The organism is Desulfogranum aggregans (assembly GCF_055398265.1).
The window spans coordinates 2,689,130-2,706,365 of record NZ_AP042447.1 but is presented as its reverse complement, the minus strand read 5'-3'; the positions used below and the strand labels follow the sequence as shown (position 1 = coordinate 2,706,365).

Annotated in this window: 15 protein-coding genes; 7 read left to right on the top strand and 8 right to left on the bottom strand. The window is 50.2% G+C overall.

The genetic code is table 11. The features are described 5' to 3' along the window. Positions 1-40: 40 nt before the first annotated feature. From ACZ52Z_RS11975 to ACZ52Z_RS11960, 4 genes are all read right to left on the bottom strand, one after another. A complete protein-coding gene (locus ACZ52Z_RS11975) occupies positions 41-1,429 on the bottom strand; it encodes a right-handed parallel beta-helix repeat-containing protein (protein WP_464267016.1) in 1,389 nt (462 codons plus the stop codon). 245 nt (positions 1,430-1,674) lie between these two features. Next, positions 1,675-3,063, bottom strand: a complete 1,389-nt coding sequence (locus tag ACZ52Z_RS11970) for a hypothetical protein (protein ID WP_464267015.1) — start codon at positions 3,061-3,063, stop codon at positions 1,675-1,677. Between the two features lie 629 nt (positions 3,064-3,692). Then, positions 3,693-3,947, bottom strand: coding sequence for a ComEA family DNA-binding protein (locus tag ACZ52Z_RS11965; protein WP_464267014.1), 255 nt, complete (start codon positions 3,945-3,947; stop codon positions 3,693-3,695). A gap of 187 nt (positions 3,948-4,134) precedes the next feature. Continuing rightward, a complete protein-coding gene (locus ACZ52Z_RS11960; RefSeq protein WP_464267013.1) occupies positions 4,135-5,175 on the bottom strand; it encodes a helix-turn-helix domain-containing protein in 1,041 nt (346 codons plus the stop codon). Between the two features lie 51 nt (positions 5,176-5,226). Here ACZ52Z_RS11960 and ACZ52Z_RS11955 point away from each other — a divergent pair, with 51 nt between their 5' ends. Genes ACZ52Z_RS11955 through ACZ52Z_RS11935 form a run of 5 tightly spaced genes read left to right on the top strand, consistent with a single transcriptional unit; the run spans position 5,227 to position 11,333 of the window. After that, positions 5,227-6,939, top strand: a complete 1,713-nt coding sequence (locus ACZ52Z_RS11955; protein WP_464267012.1) for a bifunctional sulfate adenylyltransferase/adenylylsulfate kinase — start codon at positions 5,227-5,229, stop codon at positions 6,937-6,939. 16 nt (positions 6,940-6,955) lie between these two features. Beyond that, complete coding sequence (locus ACZ52Z_RS11950; RefSeq protein WP_464267011.1) at positions 6,956-7,891, top strand: VanZ family protein; 936 nt, start codon at positions 6,956-6,958, stop codon at positions 7,889-7,891. A 5-nt stretch (positions 7,892-7,896) separates the two neighbouring features. Continuing rightward, on the top strand, positions 7,897-9,348 hold the full coding sequence (locus tag ACZ52Z_RS11945; RefSeq protein WP_464267010.1) for a sensor histidine kinase: 1,452 nt from the start codon (positions 7,897-7,899) through the stop codon (positions 9,346-9,348). After that, complete coding sequence (locus ACZ52Z_RS11940) at positions 9,345-9,938, top strand: hypothetical protein (RefSeq protein WP_464267009.1); 594 nt, start codon at positions 9,345-9,347, stop codon at positions 9,936-9,938. The genes ACZ52Z_RS11945 and ACZ52Z_RS11940 overlap by 4 nt, the downstream gene beginning before the upstream one ends. 30 nt (positions 9,939-9,968) lie before the next feature. After that, positions 9,969-11,333, top strand: coding sequence for a sigma 54-interacting transcriptional regulator (locus ACZ52Z_RS11935; RefSeq protein WP_464267008.1), 1,365 nt, complete (start codon positions 9,969-9,971; stop codon positions 11,331-11,333). Between the two features lie 107 nt (positions 11,334-11,440). On the opposite strand, the gene mutM is transcribed toward ACZ52Z_RS11935, so the two are convergent. Together mutM and ACZ52Z_RS11925 are read right to left on the bottom strand one after the other, a co-directional pair. Next, on the bottom strand, positions 11,441-12,277 hold the full coding sequence (mutM, locus tag ACZ52Z_RS11930; protein ID WP_464267007.1) for a bifunctional DNA-formamidopyrimidine glycosylase/DNA-(apurinic or apyrimidinic site) lyase: 837 nt from the start codon (positions 12,275-12,277) through the stop codon (positions 11,441-11,443). Beyond that, positions 12,270-13,040: a 4'-phosphopantetheinyl transferase family protein gene (locus tag ACZ52Z_RS11925; protein WP_464267006.1), complete on the bottom strand. Its 771-nt coding sequence runs from the start codon at positions 13,038-13,040 to the stop codon at positions 12,270-12,272. Before ACZ52Z_RS11925 ends, mutM begins: the two co-directional genes overlap by 8 nt. Positions 13,041-13,264: 224 nt before the next feature. Here ACZ52Z_RS11925 and ACZ52Z_RS11920 point away from each other — a divergent pair, with 224 nt between their 5' ends. Beyond that, the gene (locus ACZ52Z_RS11920; protein WP_464267005.1) at positions 13,265-13,849 is read left to right on the top strand and encodes a CvpA family protein; all 585 of its coding nucleotides are present in this window, start codon (positions 13,265-13,267) and stop codon (positions 13,847-13,849) included. Between the two features lie 94 nt (positions 13,850-13,943). Here the strand turns inward: ACZ52Z_RS11920 and rfbD are convergent, their stop codons facing one another. Both rfbD and rfbA read right to left on the bottom strand, forming a co-directional pair. Continuing rightward, on the bottom strand, positions 13,944-14,831 hold the full coding sequence (gene rfbD, locus ACZ52Z_RS11915; protein ID WP_464267004.1) for a dTDP-4-dehydrorhamnose reductase: 888 nt from the start codon (positions 14,829-14,831) through the stop codon (positions 13,944-13,946). 3 nt (positions 14,832-14,834) lie between these two features. After that, positions 14,835-15,716 (bottom strand): glucose-1-phosphate thymidylyltransferase RfbA, encoded by an 882-nt coding sequence (gene rfbA, locus ACZ52Z_RS11910; RefSeq protein WP_464267003.1) that lies wholly within the window; start codon positions 15,714-15,716, stop codon positions 14,835-14,837. Between the two features lie 146 nt (positions 15,717-15,862). Here rfbA and ACZ52Z_RS11905 point away from each other — a divergent pair, with 146 nt between their 5' ends. Then, complete coding sequence (locus ACZ52Z_RS11905; protein WP_464267002.1) at positions 15,863-17,236, top strand: phosphohexomutase domain-containing protein; 1,374 nt, start codon at positions 15,863-15,865, stop codon at positions 17,234-17,236.

Below are 17,236 nucleotides of genomic sequence, written 5' to 3'. Positions count from 1 at the left end.
ATTATTTTTATAGAAGTTTAGTTGGTTAAGTGTCTTTATATTACTTGATAGTAATTGATTTAATAGCTGGGGCACCGGGTTGCGTAGCAACAGGAGGCTCTGTAGCATCCGGCGGCTCACCTGTGTAGTTGTCCTGACAGGTGCCGGATGTAATGATCTTAACCATGCCGCCCCCTCTGATGTCTTCAGCACTGTCTATGTCGCTATTACAGAACGTCACTTGTGAAGAAACATCGTAGGATACTTGTACCAAATCACCTTCTGCTTGATTGCCGCTGATATTATTATTGCTGAAAACAACATCTTTCATGGAACTGCTGTTGATCCTGACCGGGACGCCGTTCCAGCCGCCCCCTGTGTATTCTATGGTGTTGGAATAGACATCCAGGTCAGCAACGTTAGAGGTGTAAATTGTGATGACATCGCTCGCGCTTTTCACATCGTTATTGTAAAACCTGACACCACTCGACGCAGGAGCTTGGTCGCCGATACTCAAGACCGTCGTCTTGTTGGCACCACTAGCATCGACGATGTTGTCGTGAATAATATGTCCTGTAGAGGCAGGATTTCCAGGGTCAGATGTCCGGATCCTGAATACGGAGACGCTGTTATACCCGCTGTTGTTCGAGGTAACCGTGATATTGTTGCCATAGATCTCCCAGTCATCTGTGCCTGAGTCCATCAGGAACAGCCTGCCGTGATCAGAGGCATAATTAATGGTGTTGTCGTATATTTTGTTGTTGTTAAACGATCCCCAGGCAGCAAAAACGTTTACAGCAAAGGAATCGCTGCCCACATCAATGGTGTTCTCATAATATTCCTGATTGTTCCCTGACAGGTAAAAGACATACGGATAGGAGCCTGCATTTGGGTAGGTATGATCACTAACCTTGACGCGGTTGTGATGGATATCCCATGGTCCGCTTCCATAGAACCCGTAAAACCTGTTCACGCCGCTGAGGTTGAAGTCGCAGTATTGAATATCGCCATGGTTCGATACATTGACCTTTATGCCATAGGTACCTGTATAGTTTTTTCGCGCTTTTACATTGATTATCGAGTCGCGAATATTGAGATTGCTCCCGCTTCCCTGGATTCCATGCACATATCCTGACCCTGTATAGGTGGATTGTGAAATGGTTACATCGTGAATTTCGACATTTGACCTGCCGTTGATATAAATTGCTGTTCCGGCCCCGGTTACACTATGGGTGATTGTCCTGTTATTGCCGTCGATGGTCACGTCATTGGCGTTAATTGTGAGCCCGGTCCCTGAATTTATTGTTAAATTTTTGCCGAGAACATATGTCTCCCCTGCTTTGCTGCAAGTATATGGCAAGCTGTAAATAGTCGTTGCCGCAAAAGCTTGTGAGGATATAAATATGCACGCGCATAGCGAGAAAAAGGCTCCTAAGTGAGTATGCCTCATGATATTATCTCCTTGATAGGTTGTGTCGTTTATTGGGTAAATATTGTTTTCGTTTAAACTTCGGCCCCACTTGGAGGGGCCTGACGAGTTTTATAAAGGTTGTATTCAAGGCGTTGTGAGGTGCACGGAATTAAGGGCAGCGTTTCCTTAACCAGTGCTGCGGGCGGCTTATTTGTTTAGCTCCGTACATTTTTTCAACTTATCTTCTGGTCAACAAACATCATCGACTCACAGGTCGCCCATCATTAATCAGCGGCGAATATTAGGGTGCCGACTACCTCTGTGGGATGGGTAACTTCAGAGTCACTTGATTGCTCTTCCTGTACCTTCACCTCGAAGCTGTTTGTTGAGGCGTTTTTTATTCTCAGTGACGAACTGTCTGTGCCATCGGTTGTCTGCATGTCGGCAAAGATAAAGGGGACGTCAGTCGTTCCTTTTTGGTAATATATATCCTTCCAATCATGGGTAACGGCATTTGCGGTGCGGGTTGCTTCAAGGGAGATGCTTCCCAGGGATATGCTACCAGTTTCACAGGCTATGTAGTTGATTTTTTCATCAACATGTTTGTTTTCATTGGCCTCCTGCTCACGGAAGTAATATTGAAACATGGAAGATGATATATTGCGGATGCGTCCGCTTATGGTTGAGTTTTCGTTTATTGAGGCAACGGTTGTCAACACTATAGGCACTTCGCTGAAACTTTTTTGGAAATAGGTTGATCTCAACCATGGTTTCCCTGTAAAGGTTCCTGCCTCAATGTTCATTCCGTTAATAGTGTAGTGTCCTTTTTCCATGACCAGGTAGCTGACTGTTTCGTTGCCGTGGCTACCGTCGTTGTAGTCCCATTCCGTATACTTGATTTCAAACCCTGTTGCATCGATATTTCGCAGCCGAATTACGCCGGGGTCAGTGCTATTGGAGGTTGGAGGTCCGGCAATAACGATGGGGTTAGTATATGATTCCTCCAGTTCAATGCGTTTCCAGCTTGAGCTGACCGTAACTTCACCTATTTCCATCGTAATTGGCAGGTCAGCAATTACTGGTTCTTCGTTATCTTGCGTATTGTTATCTTGGGTATATGTAAGAGTGTCGAGAGGGTACTCCTTACCATAATACACGGTAGTGATACTGAAATCGTCGGTTGAGCTGGTTGACTCGACTGTGCATGTAAGCTCTCTGGTATCCGGGTTGCTCGTCTCACACAGGAGTGTATTGTTTTGGTAAATCTTGAACCCGGAGCATGTGTACCCTTCTGGTCCGGTGAAGTCCCACTCAAAGGTGAAGGACTGGCTTGTCGATGGCTCGAGTACTGGCGGTGAACTTGGTTCCTCGTTAAATTGATATTGAAAAGGGTCAGAATGCGGGCTTTCGGAACCGTCTGTGAAACGAGCGGTCAGGGTGAAGTTGTTGGTGTCTTCTACTAACGACACCGAGCAGTCCATTGCCGTAGCATTGCCGTTTGGCGTATAGCAGACTGGAGTGCCTTCTTGATAAAGGAGAAAGCCCGAGACTGCTGGTTGGCTGGGTGGGATATAGCCCCATTCAACATGGATGGTTTGTTCCGCCGCCCCAGCGATTGCAGCAAAACCAAGGTGAACAAGGAAAAGAGTTGTGATGGTGAATCGATTAAACATAGGATCTCTTCTTTTTGAATGTGTTAATCTTTATAAGATAAAAAATGTCATCGTCATCTATTCATATTCCATGCCAATTTGTGATTGGTTGTTGGAATGTAGGTGATGTTGAGGGGAAAAGGAAATTTTGAGAAAATGACAAGCAGTTGTCTGTTTGCTTAACTATCCTTAATTACATTATTTTGTCTTGGTCTTCTTGTGCTGTTTTGCTTGCTTGCCGGATTTTTTATCCATCGATGCAATTTTGACTGAAGGCATTTTCTCTTATAGCGCTAGAGTACAGGGGAGCGAAAAGCGAGAATTATGTCTGTCTGTGGAGACACTTTTTTGAATGAGGAGGATGCTGCTTTGGTGGTTGGTTATATGCGTTGGCCCATACGTAGTATGGATATGGCGACTTGAGTATGGTTCTGCTCTAAAAGAGTGGAGCCTCAGCTAACCAGTACCCAAGGAATTGGCCTGAAGGGGTGCTTAAGTATATGGGATATATAGTAAAAATTTCTCTTTTGCTGTAAAGGCCCCACCTGATGGAAAAAAGGTGTGAGAAGATATGGGTCGGAACAATACAAAGAACGGAGGGGATAAGCTAGCCCATGCTCGGGAGGAGCATGGGCTGAAGGGTGTTTCTCTTACTTGCCGGTTGTTGCTTCAGGCTTTAGTTTGGTAACCATCTTGTCACCGATCCCTTTCACCTTGGAGAGATCTTCAACAGAATGAAAGTTCCCGTTCTTTTTGCGATACGCCTCGATAGCCTGAGCTTTTTTGGTGCCGATGCCGGGCAGACTTGTGAGTTCATCAACTGTAGCGGTATTGATGTTCACTTGAGCCATGGCAGCTGCTGCAAAGAACAGAACGATAAAAAGGGTAAGCATAGTCTTCTTCATTTTTTCCTCCAAGATTTTAAGTTTGCTGGCCTGTGATTACAATACTGTATTTGAAGAGGTCGGAGGAAGTCAAATGAAAAAATTAAGCCGGAGACCTGAAAAAGCACCACATATAGGCAATTTATTTGTCCCACAATGAAAAAAAACGAATCATAAAAAATAAAAAATTTAGGGACGTACTTTATGTTTAAAGTTTTAAGATATTTTCGAGAGCCAAGCTTTCTTTTTTGATGACCTGTTGACCTTTGTGTACATTGACGCTCACTGTGGCGACCGAGGTTCCAAGTTGGTGTGCTATTTGAGTCATACTCATTTGTAGGTGCCGGTGGGCTAGAGCGCAAGTTACTCTTCTTGCCCTTACTGCTGATCGTTGCTTGTTTGTTCCGTAGATATGGTCAGGAGGTATATGAAAGTGGGCTCCAACTAATTTAACAAGCAAATTAAAGGTGAGGGGGAAAGGAGGTTTGTCCTGTTCAGCTTTGGTATGCTTTTCCTGCTTTATAATTTCGTTGGCAAAGTCTTCACTACCAAGGATTCGCTTGTCTGTTGCACAGGTCCCATCGTCCTTGTTTTCTGAAATAAGAGTTGTTGAGTCATCGTTTGAAGCCTCAACGGTGAAGGCATCGGCTACAAATTGTCGATAGAGCTGTTGGGCCTGTTGGCGTTCATTATGAAAGAGTCTCAGAACTGGATCTATAGATTGCCAATTTCGTTGCACATGGTCGAGTATGGCTTGGTGCCCGCTGTATGGGAACTGCTCAAAATTTTTTTGCGTAACGAGATCGGCTCGCAGGGGGTTCAGATGGATGTAGCGCACCACCTGTTTGAGGTACGTGTCATGTTGGCAGACGATGGATTTATACCTGTTTTGAAAAAGGTGTCCTGAGCGATGGTGACGGCGATTAAAGGAAATTGCATATCCTGTTAACAGTCGCTGCATAAATTTGCCAAGTGGATCATCGCCGGACTGGAGCAACAGGTGAACGTGATTGGGCATGAGGCACCAGGCATAGCACTGGGTGTCAAGCTCGTTAAAAAGTTTACCTAAGCGGGAAAGGAAATTTTGATAATCTCCTGACTCTAAAAACAGTGATTCCCCGTTAACCCCTCGAGCCATTACATGATGGAGCAGCCCCGGGGCATCAATGCGTGCTTGACGTGGCATAATTTTTCTCGCGGAATTTAAAGTTGAAATGTAAACAACGTCCCTCGTTTTTGTTTGTGACATGTTTTGGCGATTTGTGCTATATATACATGCTTATTGTTAAATTATAGAGGAGTGTTTGTGGAGTTTCCTTCAGCAGAATTTTCCGAAAGTTTAATCGTTCATTTCCGGCGGGCTGAGCAGTTGCGTGAAGAGGCGGTAGGGTTGCTGTCTATTGATTTGAACAGTCGACAGTTGTGTGATCTCGAGCTGTTGCTTAATCGTGGTTTTTACCCCTTGGGCGGTTTCCTACAGCAGGCAGACTACACTGCGGTTTTGGAAGGGATGCGTTTGGCAGATGGTGCGGTGTGGCCAATTCCCATCTGCCTTGACGTAAACAGAACCACAGCGGAGAAACTTGAGCTTGGAGCGCGCGTAGCGCTCAATGATCAAGAGGGATTTCTCCTTGCTATTCTTACAGTTGCTGAGATTTGGCAGCCTGATAAAGCAAGGGAGGCGGAGGCCGTCTACGGTACTGGCGATGCACAGCGGCACCCTGGAGTGAAGACGCTTCTGCAGCAGACCGGTGAATGGTATGTTGGTGGGCGTGTAGAGGGAGTATCACTTCCTATTCACTATGATTTTCGTGAGTTGCGTGTGACTCCCTCGGAGACACATCGTCGGTTCACTCAGTATGGATGGCGGCGAGTACTGGGGTTTCACACCCGCGAGTATCTCCATTGTGCACACAGGGAGATGGTGCTGGCAGCGGCTAGGGATATCGGGGCCTCTATTTTCCTTCATCCCGTGGTTGGGCTCGAACATCCCGGCAGCAGAGAACACTACACCCAAGTCCATTGTTACCAGGAGTTTGTCGAGCATTTTCCAACCAATATGATCTCGCTAGGCATTACGCCCATGGCAGAACGATTTGCCGGTCCGAGGGAAGCACTTTGGCACGCAATTATTCGTAAAAATTTCGGCTGCAGCCATTTTATGGTAGCTGATGATCACGGCGACCCTTTTGCTGGGACCGATAACGGCCTGTATTATCCTGCATATTCTGCCCGGGAGCTGGTCGAGGAGATGGCGCCTGAAACCGGGATCGAAATGGTGCCGGAGCAGGCCATGGGCTATGTGGAGGAAAAAGCTCAGTATGTCTTCCTCAAGGATGTGGGCGATGATCAATCAGTGAAGAATATCACTTCTGCTGAACTCAAGCGAAGGCTTGAGTGGGGGCTGGAAGTTCCGGAGTGGTACTCCTACGCCAACGTGGTGAGTGAACTGCAAAAAGCCTTCCCTCCACGTTCACGACAGGGGTTTACCGTGTTTCTCACCGGTCTATCCGGATCTGGAAAGTCAACCATTGCCAAGGTGCTGATGGTGCACTTCATGGAGATGCGTGACCGGCCGGTGACCCTGCTCGACGGCGATATTGTGCGTAAGAATCTCTCCTCGGAACTTAACTTTTCCAGAGAGCATCGCAATCTGAATATTACCCGTATTGGTTTTGTTGCCAGCGAGATTACCAAAAACGGGGGGATAGCTCTCTGTGCTCCTATTGCACCATATGAAGAATCCCGTGCCGCAAATCGAGAACTCATCAGCCGCTATGGCGGCTACATTGAGGTGCATGTTTCCACCCCTCTTACCATCTGCGAGCAGCGTGACCGTAAGGGGCTGTATGCCAAAGCGCGGCAAGGGGTAATCAAAGGAGTGACCGGTATATCTGATCCCTATATTCCTCCCGAGCATCCTGAATTGACCATCGATACCAGTCAGATGACTCCGGCTGAAGCTGTTCAAGATATTTTGCTTTACCTGGAAGATCAGGGCTATATACGATGACCTCCGACTTGGTTTAATGCGACTTGCTCTTTTGCTGTGCCTAATTCTCGCCGGGGCGGCACCGTTTTTTTTTATTGGTGGACCTTCTTATCACTCCCCTCGATCGTACAAAGCCGTCTGGAATCTTGGCCACATCCTTTTTTTTGGCCTTTTAAGCTATTTGTTCTTTAGGTCCATTTTTCAGCAATCTTTTAAACGCGCTGGCAAACGATTTACGGCAGTGTTCATGCTCTGTCTCTTGCTGGGTACGATTATAGAACTTTTGCAGTCTGTAGGTAGCAGCAGAACGGTCGATTTTTTTGATATCATGCGTAATCAACTAGGGTGTCTCCTGGGGTTTACTATAGTTGCTGCGAAGTCAGGAGTGTTTGTTGCTGCACGGTGGCTGCGGTCATTGGTTGGCTTTGTCCTGGTTTGCCTTCTGGTTGCTGGGTGGCCATTGACAAGAAGCATTCTTGATGAGCGAATCATGCGGCAACAGTTTCCGGTACTTTCAGATTTTGAAACCCTTTTCGAACGAGGTCGATGGGTAAATAGCGATCAACTACGCCTCCAGAAAGTCATCGTTCGTCATGGGAAGCGTGCCCTGCGTGTGCAGTTGACCACTGCCACCTATTCCGGGACCTCATTGTTCTATTTCCCGGGTAACTGGAAAGGGTATCGAAATCTTCATTTCAGTGTCTATAATCCGATGGAAGCTCCGTTGGAGTTGCACTGTCGCATCCATGACCGGCAACACAAACATAACGGCAACATTTTTACAGACAGATTTCATCGTAAGTTCAGAGTCTCTCAGGGATGGTCGGATCTCCATATTCCTCTTGAAGCCGTAGCTCGATCACCTCAAAATCGATGCATGGATATGGAAAACATTGAAGGCCTGAGTTTTTTCGTAATACAGCAGCCGCAGCCCCGGGTCATGTACCTGGATCATCTCTATCTCAGTAGGTAAACGTCGTGCGTTTTTATCGTCCCCGCTCCTTTTTTTCCCTGCTCCTTACAGGGTTTATCTTTGTCTCTCTTCCGCTGCTTACCGCGCTGTTCAGTTCCGTACAGATTCTTGACGGTCTTGTACAGCAGAGTGCGGTAGCGGTTTTTCGCTCTGTCGGCAGGGTGGAGAATTCTCGACAGATCATTGAGTTGCTGCACAGCCAAGAGCGTTCTGCCAGATTGTATAATGTGCTTGGTGAGGCCGGACACTTGCAGAATGTGAACGCGGTGCAGGAAGAGTTGGAAAAGGTGCTCAGGCAATTTTCGGTGAGCAGCGCTGATGAAGAGTTGCTTTACCTCATCAGTAAGCTGCAGGCTATGGTTGAGCACCTGGTTGCGGCCTTGAATATAGTTTCAGGCGGCCCTCAACTGCAGCGAATGACCCAAGAGGCCGCTCTTGCAAAGTATAGTGAGATTGATGCGATTGCCGTCCAACTGGAGCAGTTGAGCAATACCCTGATGGTCAATGAAGTGGATGAGATAAAAAAGAACGTGCAGATCAATAAGACCACGTTGATCTGGCAGGTCTCAGGCTTATTGGGTTTCAGTGTTCTACTCATCGTTTTATTCATTTCTCTGATCGTCAAACCGGTTACTCAGATCGACAGGGCGATTGATCTGCTCGGGGAGGGGGATTTTTCCACTCCGGTTAAAGTCGCTGGCTCGAAAGACCTCGAAGCTCTTGGGGAAAAGCTTGACTGGCTGCGTAAGCGGCTGGATACACTGGATAAGGAAAAGGTGAAGATGATTGCTCATATATCCCATGAACTGAAGACACCCTTGGCCTCTATCAAGGAGGGGGCTGGTTTACTCAAAGACGGAGTTGTCGGGCCGCTGAGCAGAAGCCAGGAGGAGGTGGTGAGTATTCTGGACACCAACTGCCATAAACTGCAGCGGCTGATAGAGAATATTCTGGATTTTAATATGGCTGAAGCCCGGGAAGCGCCTATCGACCTAATGGAGATCGAACTTGATCGCCTTATTAACGAGGTGCTTGCAGACCACCATAATCCGATGCTGGCTCGAAATATAGAACTGAATCTTTCGCTGGAACCGTGCAGGGTCGCCTGTAATCCCCAGCAGATTAGAACTGTCTTTGATAATCTAATCGCCAATGCAATCAAGTTTACCCCTGATAAAAGTACCATTGCCATATACATGCGCAAGAAAATGAATACCATAAACATTATAATAGAGGATAGTGGGCCAGGTGTTGATGAGGAGGACAGGCCGCAGATCTTTCTTCCCTTTTTTCAAGGAAAACCGCCTGAGCAGGCAACTGTCAAAGGTTCTGGCCTGGGTCTTGCAATAAGTAAGGAGTATGTACAGGGTTGCGGCGGGTCGTTGCGCTTGTTGCCCAGCAGTCAGGGGGCGCGATTTTCTGTAACATTACCACGGGTAAAAGGTGGAGTCGCATGAAATGGTGGAGTGTGTTTTTTTTGCTGTATCTCGGCGTGTTCTTGAGTGGGTGTACCGCTCTGCAACCCCGGTCGACCGTTACCCACGGTCAACAGGCGGCGACAGTCGTCTTCACCCCTACTGATTGTGACAGCCTCCTGGCCTGTGTGCAGCAATCCCAGGAATTGTCACGCAAAGAATTTAAAACCTATTTTCAGCGGGTTGTAAAAGAGGTGGAGAGGGGCGGGAGCGACAAGCAACTGCAGTTTATCTGCCTGAGTCTCAATCATTACGCCAGTTATAAGCAAATGACGCTCGGTATGCAGGCGTTGCAGGAATACATAAAGGTGCACCCCGGAGAAAACGAAAGCTTGCAGGGCTTGTACCTCCTGATCGAGCGGATAAACCGGGAGAAAATCAACCGGTGGACCCAGCGCAACCGCCTGATGGATGAAAAAGAAGCACTGGAAGATGAAAATCGGGAGCTTTTTGATACAGTTACGACCCTGGAAAAACAGATAGAGCAGGATGGTAAGCGAATCGGTGAACTGCAGAAGCAGATCGAGCAGCTAAAAAATATTGAAAATATTATTAAAAACAGAGAGTTGTGATAAAATTTTGGCTCTGTAAGGCAATCAACAATGAGTGAAGAGCAATATAAAGTGCTGTTGGTGGATGATGAGGCAGACCTGTTACGATTATGGAAACTGCGTCTCCAATCAAGTGGTTATGATGTTTCAGTAGCAGAGTGCGCAGAGGAGGCACTGGCGACCTTTGCCGCAGTTAAACCTGATGTGGTGCTCACCGACCTGCGCATGCCTGGCATTGACGGCATGGCACTGTTTGAGGCGATACGCAAGCAGAACAAGTCTATTCCTGTGATTATCATTACCGCCCACGGCTCTATTCCTGAGGCAGTCGAAGCGACCAGGCAGGGAGTCTTCTCTTTTCTTACCAAGCCCATTGACGGCAATGAATTGGTCGAAGAGATTGAGAAGGCGCTTGAGAACACTGCCGGACCAGGCAATGAAGTCAGTGGCGAGCGGGAGGAGTGGCGTCAGGATATCGTTTCCCGTAGTGCAGCAATGGAGGAACTGCTTTCCCGGGCCAAATTGGTGGCTGAAACCGATTCGACTATTTTAATAAGGGGAGAAAGCGGCACCGGGAAGGAATTGCTTGCCATTGCCCTGCACAAGGCAAGTCACTACCGGGATGGGCCGTTTATCCCGGTGAACTGCACGGCTATTCCAGAGAGCCTGCTGGAGTCGGAATTGTTTGGTCATGTCAAAGGGTCATTTACCGGGGCCTCAAGGAGTTACGCCGGACTGTTTCAGTCCGCTCATAACGGAACTCTTTTTCTTGATGAAATCGGTGATATGCCCCTGCACATCCAGGTGAAATTGCTTCGGGTTCTGCAGGATCGCCAGATTCGACCAGTGGGGAGTTCACAACCGGTACCAGTCAATGTGCGCATTGTTTCCGCAACCCACCGCAATCTGGAAGAGGCGATTCAGAACAATGAGTTCCGCGAAGACCTGTTTTACCGTTTGAATGTGGTCAGCCTGGAACTGCCGCCGCTCCATGAGCGAAAGGAGGATATCCCGCTCCTGGCTGAGCATTTTGTTAATGTACTGACTGCCAGAGGTGACGGGCAGCCTAAGAAGTTTACCCCGGAGGCAATGCAGACTCTGCTTGATGCCTCTTGGCCCGGGAATATCCGACAGTTGTATAATGTGGTGGAAAACGCGGTGGCGTTGGCAACCTCCTCATTTATCACTGAAGAACTGCTGTATGACGCTATCAAGACCAATCAGAAGAAAATTCTTCCCTTAGCAGAGGCACGGCGGCAATTTGAACAGCAATATCTGATACAGCTGCTGCAGACCACTCAGGGCAACGTTTCCCAGGCTGCCCGGCTGGCGCATCGCAATCGTACTGATTTTTACAAGCTGCTTAATCGCCACCACATCGTCCCTTCCCTGTTTAAGTCGTCAGGCGGGGCCTGATGTGGATCTTTGTGTCTCTTTTTAGATACGATGGAGGAGCTCCGGCTGCAAAGAAGCCTTTTTTCAGGCACATAAATTGTTTCTTTTTTGCGACAGTGAATGGTTGTTCATTTTTTGACCTGGCAAAAGCCGCAAAAAAAGGTACTCCTGCCCCCGAGTTGCATTTTGCTGATGGGATGGCTGCATCGGGGGCAAGGGGACTTGTCGTTGCCGTATACATTGAGTTGCAATTGAAAATAGCCGGGTTGACCGCTTGAGCCGAGGAAGTCGGAAATGGTTGTGCCTCCGGCCCTGATGGCTTGCTCCAGAATATGGGTTGCCGCTGCTGCAATGGCCTGCCACTCCTGCAGGGTGATTTGCTGAGCCGGGGTGCCAGGGTGAACCCCGGCCTGAAAAAGCGTCTCGTTTGCGTAAATATTGCCGATGCCGGCGATATAGCGGCTGTTCATTAAAAAAGGCTTGATGCCCACCTTCTTGCCCCTGGCCAGTTGCAGCAGTGCTTCAGCAGTAAATTCATCACCCAACGGCTCTATCCCTTCCCTGGCTGAAAAACGTTGTTCCCTTTCCTCGGCATCCGTTGGCGGCCAGACAAGCACCTGACCAAACCTTCTGCTGTCATTAAGACGCAGCTCGTTACCGTCACTCAGCAACAGGGCGAGGTGATCGTGTTTTGCCCTGGGGTGTTGCCGGGGAAGAAAACTGAGTTTCCCGGTCATGCCAAGGTGTATCACCAGCACTGCACTGTTATCCAGTCGAAAGAGGAGGTATTTCGCCCGGCGGTCAATGGTAGTCACCAGCTGGTGCTTGACCGTTCGCTCCAGGAGCTGCACCGGGAGGGAGGTGCGCAGTTTTTTGCCGCTCCACCAGATATCCTTCACTGTCTGTCCCGGAACCATGGGGAGCAGACCCCGCCGGGTGACTTCAACTTCAGGCAGCTCAGGCATGGTTATCTCCGGTTGCGCAGGCAACAACATAGTCATGGAGAAAACCGGCATGCACGGTCGCTGTCTGACCTATTGGCGCGGCCACGTGGCAGTGGACAACCCACAGGTTGGCTGCCTGTCGTTCAGCGCCAATAGCGGTGGTGGCGGAAAAAGTGACCGAATGATCGGCGAGCAGACATTTCTTTACTGCTTCCTTGACAGCCCAGAGAATGGCAAGGGTATGGAGAGGTTTTTCTTTGTCGTGAAAAAGCGACTTTTCTTGGTTGTCGGTAAATTTTTCAGCGACTCGCTCAAGTTTTGAAGTAATGCGCTGGGCATCGATTCCGCATGGTGCATCCGGGGAAAGGCATGCTGCTGCATAAGTGCCGCTGTGGCTGATGGAGACGGTTGGCAACGGTAAGGGCGTGTCTGCAGTGAGGATAGAGGGCTTGCCGTACTTGTTGGCCAGGATGGAGAACTCTGCGCAAAGCGGTGGGGAGTGACCGTTTTTTCGGCAGTAGGCAGTGAAGCAGGTTTTTGCGGCAAGGCGGCCGCCCAACCACTCCTGGTATCGCTTTCTGCGGGTGAAACGCGCCAGGATGCTCTGTTCGTGAGGTGAAAGCATGGTGCGAAAGGAGGGCGCCAGGGGCGTCTCAGGATCAAGGTGGCTGAGCAGAGAGAGGTCTGCCACCCTCAGGATGACGTGGGGCGGAGCTAGAGCATGCAACCGGTCAGAGAGCGCTTCCATGGAGCGGATAAACAGTGCGTGGGGTGTGGGGCTCATGAACAGTAGGGGGTATCTATCACTTGCAACTTGCAAATTGCCCAGGATCATTTATTCTGCGGGGTTGGTTCTTAAAAGGATGCTGTGAGTTGTGCTCCCGTTCATCCATGGAGGCGCCAGGCTGGGCTCGTCACCGACACCAGTGTTGAATGTTCACAACTGTTGGGAGGGGGAAAATTTTTCCTCGCCTTCAGACAAACTATTCATTTTTCGTATATGTTGCCATGCCTGATTTTTCTGCCTTGACCATGTTTGATATCGCCGTGGGGCTGATTGTATTGTTTTTTGTCGTTCGTGGCGTGTGGATTGGGCTGGTGCGGCAGCTGGCCGCCTTTTGTGCATTGATCGGAGGATATTGGCTGGCTGCCCATTATCACGGCGATATCGCCCCCTATGCAGCGCGTTTTATTGAGAATCAGAAGCTGTTGTTTGTCGTGAGCTTTGCCTGTATTTTCCTCGCTGCAGCCGTTGCTTTTACCTTGCTGGGCAAAATGTTGCGGCGGGTAATGGAGATCACGCTGATGGGGTGGTTCGATCGCCTCCTTGGGGGCGGCCTGGGAGCGATCAAGGGGGCAGTCTTGACCTCTCTGATCTATATGTTTCTTGCCTCCAGTCTGTCAGCCTCCAACGACTGGTTGCAAAAATCCATTACCGTGCCCTATCTGGACCTGGGAGCCGCCAGGCTGCAGGTGCTGATCAACGATCCACGTTTGCGACGGTACTTCGAGCCGAAAAAACCTGCTATAGCCGAGCCCGCGCCTGCCGAAAAAACAAAAGCGCAGCCTTCTTCGCCTGAAAAAAAGCAGTAGGGTATGTTGAATGGGGAAGTATCGTCCAGGCAATGGCATGCATTGATTCGGGAAAGCTTGGGCAAAAGGTAGCCTGCACGATCGTGTGAGGTTGTTAGCTGCAGGCTGCCGCCTCCGCTTCCTCCAACAATTCCTCGCGGTACCGGTTGACAAATGCTTCAACATCCGTCTTCCAATCGACCATACGGTTGAGTCCGGCCTGTTTGAGGCGGCTGTTTTCCAGGATGGAGTTGGCAGGCCGCGCTGCCGGCGTCGGGTACTCCTCGGTGGTGCACGGTTTCATGGAGTAGGGCAGGTCCATGCAGTCGAGAAAGTAGCGGGCGCCCTCATACCAGGTGGAGGAGTTCTCTGCGCTGGCATGCACCACGCCTTTCAGCTCGCTTTCCAGCAGCACGCTTATCTGGTCTGCCAATCGCCATGACCAGGTGAGGGAGCCGTACTGGTCATGCACCACTCGAATGGTGCGCTTGGGATTGACAACGGCCAGGCGCAGCATGGTCTTGAGAAAATTGTGTCCGCCGAAACCATACAGCCAGGCCGTGCGCAGGATCAGATGATTGCTGGCGGCTCGGGCAGCCTCCTCCCCCTGCAGTTTGCTTCGGCCGTACATGGAAAGCGGCTCGGTTGCTGCATCCTCCAGGTAGGATTGAGGGGCCGGCAGCTTGCCGTCATACACATAGTCGGTGGAAATCTGAATCAGGCGGCTGCCGTACCGTTCGCACTGTTCTGCAAGGAGTCTCGGGCCGTGGGCATTGACCGCCATGCACCGTTCCTGGTCGGTTTCACACCGGTCGACCGCAGTATAGGCCGCACAGTTGATCACTGCCTCCGGCAGATGGATGGCAAAAAGCTCCGCCACCTGGGTACTGTTGGTGATGTCTACCTCCGGCACGTCACAGCAAGAAACGGTATGGCTGGGGGCGAGCAGTTCCATGCAGTCCTTGCCGAGCTGACCTTTTGCACCGATTATCAATAGTTTCATCTGCTAGTTTCCTTGCTGGATATCGGCCACAATGTCCATCAGATACTGGCCGTATTGGTTTTTCATCATTGAGGCGGCAAGCTTTTCCACCTGGCTGCCGTCAATGTAGCCCAGGCGATAGGCGATTTCTTCCAGGCAGGCAATTTTCAGCCCCTGACGATCCTGTACGGCCTGCACGTAGCTGGAGGCCTGCTGCAGGGATTCATGGGTTCCGGTATCGAGCCAGCAGAACCCCCTGCCAAGCAGTTCTACCGTGAGTTTTTTGTGCTGCAGGTAGTGGTTGTTGACGTCGGTTATTTCCAACTCACCACGGGCTGAGGGAGTAATGGATTCAGCGATCTCTACCACCTGGTTATCGTAGAAATAGAGCCCGGGAACCGCATATTTTGATTTGGGATGGGCGGGTTTTTCCTCGATGCCGATAACCTGGTTGCGGGCATCGAACTCCACCACCCCGTAACGCTGCGGATCCTTTACCAGGTAACCGAAGATGGTCCCCCCTTCTTTGATTTGACTGCAGCGGGAAACGATTTCGGCAAATCCATGACCAAAGAAGATGTTGTCGCCTAGCACCAGGCAGACGGAGTCGTTACCAATAAAAGATTTGCCAATGAGGAAGGCCTGGGCAAGACCTTCGGGGTGCGGCTGCTCGGCATACTGTATGTGCAATCCCAGATGTCCGCCGTTGCCGAACAGTTCGCTGAATCGGGGCAGGTCGTGGGCAGTGGAAATGATCAGGATATCCCGTATTCCGGCCAGCATCAGCACAGAAAGCGGATAGTAGATCATCGGTTTATCATACACCGGTATCAGTTGTTTACTGATGACCCGGGTGAGCGGGTAGAGCCGGGTGCCGGAGCCGCCGGCAAGGATGATGCCTTTCACAATTGAGCCTCGTAGAGCAAACCATTGCCATGGTTGGGGTATATTTGTTAGAGTGTCTGACGCACGTGCGGGAACCGCTCGCAGGCCATGTTCGTACATACTGCATTTTTCCGTTTTGTTCAAACAACAATCATCAGGAGACCGGAGTGAAGACTGTTCCAGACTGTTTTACGGCGTATGATATCCGCGGCAAGGTGCCCGAGGAGTTGGATGAACAGCTCGCCGCCCTGATTGGGATGGCCTTTGTCGAGCAGTTCGATGCCGGTAAGCTTATCGTCGGTCATGACATGCGGCTTTCCAGTCATGCCCTGTCGACGGCCTTGTGCGAGGCTGTGCAGAGCAAGGGCGTAGATGTGGTGGATATCGGTCTGTGCGGCACCGAGGAGGTGTATCATGCGGTTTTCAGCGGAGTGGCCGACGGTGTTGATGGTGGGGTGATGATCACGGCGAGCCACAATCCTGCCGAATATAACGGCATGAAGCTGGTGCAGCGGGAATCTCGCCCGGTTTCCGGAGACAGTGGTCTGGTGGAAATGGGAGCAAAGGTTATCGATCCCCAATGGGTAAAAAGGGTGCTTGGCGAGCGGCACCATCACCCTGGCAAGCGCGTTTATCGTGAAGACAAGAGTGCCTATATCGACCATCTGCTTGCATCGGTTGCTAGAGAACAGCTGCAGCCGATGAAGATCGTTGTCAATCCCGGCAACGGGTGTGCCGGGCCGGTCATCGACCTGCTGGAAGGGTCTCTGCCTTTTACCTTTGTTCGGCTTTACGAGCAGCCGGACGGCACCTTTCCAAACGGTGTGCCCAATCCGTTGTTGCCTGAAAAGCGGGCGGTGACCGCAGACGCGGTACGCGCACACGGTGCGGATCTCGGCATTGCCTGGGATGGGGATTTTGACCGGTGCTTTCTCTATGATGAGGCCGGCAGGTTTATCGAGGGGTATTATATCGTGGGGCTGCTGGCAGAGGCAATGCTTGCACGGCATCCGGGTGCCACTATTCTCCATGATCCGCGGCTTGTGTGGAATACCGTTTCAGTGGTTGAGAAAGCAGGAGGCCATCCACTGATGACCCGTACCGGTCACGCTTTTATCAAGGAAAAGATGCGGGAAACAGATGCCGTCTATGGGGGAGAGATGTCTGCCCACCATTATTTCCGCGAGTTCGGCTATTGCGATTCCGGGATGCTCCCGTGGCTGCTGGTCTGCGCATTGATGAGCAGGGAGGGGCGTCCACTTTCGCATATGGTGGATGCAGCCATTGCCGCCTTTCCGGTGAGCGGGGAGATCAATTCGACCGTGGATGACCCTGATAAGGTCTTGCAGGATATCGAACAGAAGTATAGTGATGGCGATATGGATTTTACCGATGGGATTTCGGTCAGCTATCCGGAGTATCGCTTCAATGTGCGTAAATCCAATACCGAACCAGTGCTGCGTCTTAATGTGGAAACACGGGGCGACAGCCAATTACTGGAAAAAATCACTCGCGAACTGCTTGAGCTGATTCGCGCCTAA